Origin of the sequence: Kitasatospora sp. NPDC059088 (assembly GCF_042738155.1) — a bacterium.
In the GTDB taxonomy this organism is placed as follows: Bacteria; Actinomycetota; Actinomycetes; order Streptomycetales; family Streptomycetaceae; genus Kitasatospora.
In genome coordinates, this window is the sequence record NZ_JBHYGR010000164.1 from 9,377 (window position 1) to 11,647 (window position 2,271).

Here is a 2,271-nt window from a genome sequence, read left to right on the forward strand (position 1 = left end):
CGCGCGGGCGCGGGGCGGGGGTGCGGGCCTGTAACCGTGCGGCGGCCCACGCCCCCCCGCCGTCCTTGCCGCGTCCCACCCCAAAATACCCGTCACGCCGTGTCCGGGGTTGTTTTGGCTGGTCAGGGATTTGTCCTGACATCCCTGACGGTTACCGGGTTTCCGCTCCGTCCCCGGGGGTTCCGATGGAGGGGTGGACACGGTAGGTAATGGCCTGCGGGCGGCCTCGCTGGCCGGTGGGGCCGGTCTGGTCGGAGCGGAGGTAGCCGTGCTGTTCGAGCAGGGTCAGGGCGGGTTCGACGTCGGCGACCTTCTTGAACCGCCGGGACGACGCGACGGCGTCGTGGGCCTTGATGTGGGTGCGGTGGGTGCCGTCCTTCTTCGGGCGCTGGAGCCACTGGAGGAGGGCGTGGGCGTCCTCGGTGGCGGGGTCGGCGGCGATGAGGTCGAAGACGGCGAGGGTGTGGGCGGTGTAGTAGTCGGCGATCTCGGCGGCGCGGTCGACGGTGGCGGCCTCCAGGCCGGCCCGCCAGGCGCCCTGGTCCTGGTCGGAGGCGATGTGGTCGGCGAGGTGGAGCAGGACGGCGATGCGGGCGGTGTGGCCGACGAGCTTGCCGGCCCAGTCCTTGATGTGGGAGAGCGGCTGGTCGGGGCGGAGCTGGACCTCGACGCGTTCCTGGAGGCGTTCGACGGCGAGGTCGGCGGCCTGGTCCATGAGCACGACCACGGGTTCGGTGAGGTCGGTCATGGCGCGGAGCAGGCGGGTCAGGTTGCGGTCGTAGGCGTTCGCCGCCTTGTCGGGGATGGGGGTGGTGCGGATCTTGCGGTAGCCGAGGTTGGAGGGCGGCAGGGAGTAGAGGAAGCGGGCGAGCAGGCCCCGGTCGCGGGCCCCGGAGGCGGCGCCGAGTTCCTGGAGGACGGCGGGCTGCGGGGTGGCGCCGATGGTCAGGGCGGGCTTGTCGATGGTGGTCTGCTCGCGGGTGATGCGGTCGACCTGGAGCCGCTCGCCCTTGTGGGCCTGGAGGAACACGCCCAGGTTCGGCTTGCTGCTGTAGCGGCCGACGATGCTGTCGAAGAGGTCGCCCTCGGGGGAGAGCGCGGCCAGGCACCGGTGGACGGCGAGCTGGCTGGTGACGGTCTCGGGGGTGATGTCCCCGGACAGCGTCAGCCGCGGGTTCGGCGGGACGGTGATCTGCTCGGCGAGCATCTTGGCGGCGGAGATCTCCGCCATGAGCTGGGCGCGGTCGGTGTCGGGGTTCTTGCGGGCCTTGGTCATCAGGGCGTCGACCTCGGCGAGCGCGGCGTCCCGGGCGGTCTCGGCCTCGATGATCGCCGCCCTGGTCTCGGCCTGGAGCTCGGCCTCGACCCTGTAGACCGGGCCCATCATGAAGGCGAACACGTCGGACTTGCGGCTGGCGGGGGGCATCGCGCAGGTGAGGTAGAGGTTGGACTGCTCGCGCCAGCCGGGCCGGACCTCCACGTTCACCCGCCCGCCGGCGGCGGTCGACAGGGCGGCGAGGGCCATGGTGGCGGAGGCGTCGGGCGGGGTCTGGGTGAACTCGGCGACCGCGGCGACGTAGGCGCCGACCCACCCGGGCAGGGCCTTCACGGGGAAGGTCGGCAGGCCGGTGTGGGAGCCGAGCGGAACGGGGTCGAGCCAGGTGTCGCCGGCGGCGAGGTCGGCGAGCACGGACAGGGCGGCGGTGCGGACGGCTTCCAGGTCGGCTTGGTCGTCGCCAGCCATGTGGGCGAGGCGGCTGGTGTTCGTACCGATCCGGCGGCGCTCGGCGGCGACGCGCACGACCTCGGCGTAGTAGTCGCCGTTGGCGGCGGTGGGGGTGGCCTCGATGCAGGTGTGCAGGTAGCCGGGTCCGCCGACGCGGCCCAGGTCGCCCTGGGCGCGCAGGACGCCGGTCAGCAGCAACGGGTCGACGGGCCGTTCGCCGTCGGCCATGCGGACGATGGTGCGCCAGATGGTCTCGTGCGCGGGGTGGTAGAACGCGCTCGGGTCGCCGAGCTGGGCGGCCAGCGCCGGGATCTGGGCGGGGTCGAGCAGGGCGGCGCCGATGACGGCCTGCTCGGAGGCCTTCACCTCGGCGGGCTCGGGGCGGAACGGGATCACGTTCGGGGCGTACTCGGTGCTCAACGCGGGCTCCTCTCAGAGGGAGCGGGGCGGGGGGGGGGGGGCGGGGGCCCGGGGGGGGGGGGCGCGGGGGGGGGGGGGGGGTGGTGTGGGGGGGGGGGGGGGGGGGTCTCTGGGGGGCGGGCGCG

Annotated in this window: 1 protein-coding gene; it reads right to left on the reverse strand. The window is 73.9% G+C overall.

The features are described 5' to 3' along the window. Positions 1-151: 151 nt before the first annotated feature. Positions 152-2,146 carry a DUF3987 domain-containing protein gene (locus ACFWXO_RS40270; RefSeq protein ID WP_380530940.1) on the reverse strand — a complete coding sequence of 665 codons (1,995 nt, stop codon included), beginning with the start codon at positions 2,144-2,146 and terminating at the stop codon, positions 152-154. Between the last annotated feature and the right edge of the window lie 125 nt (positions 2,147-2,271).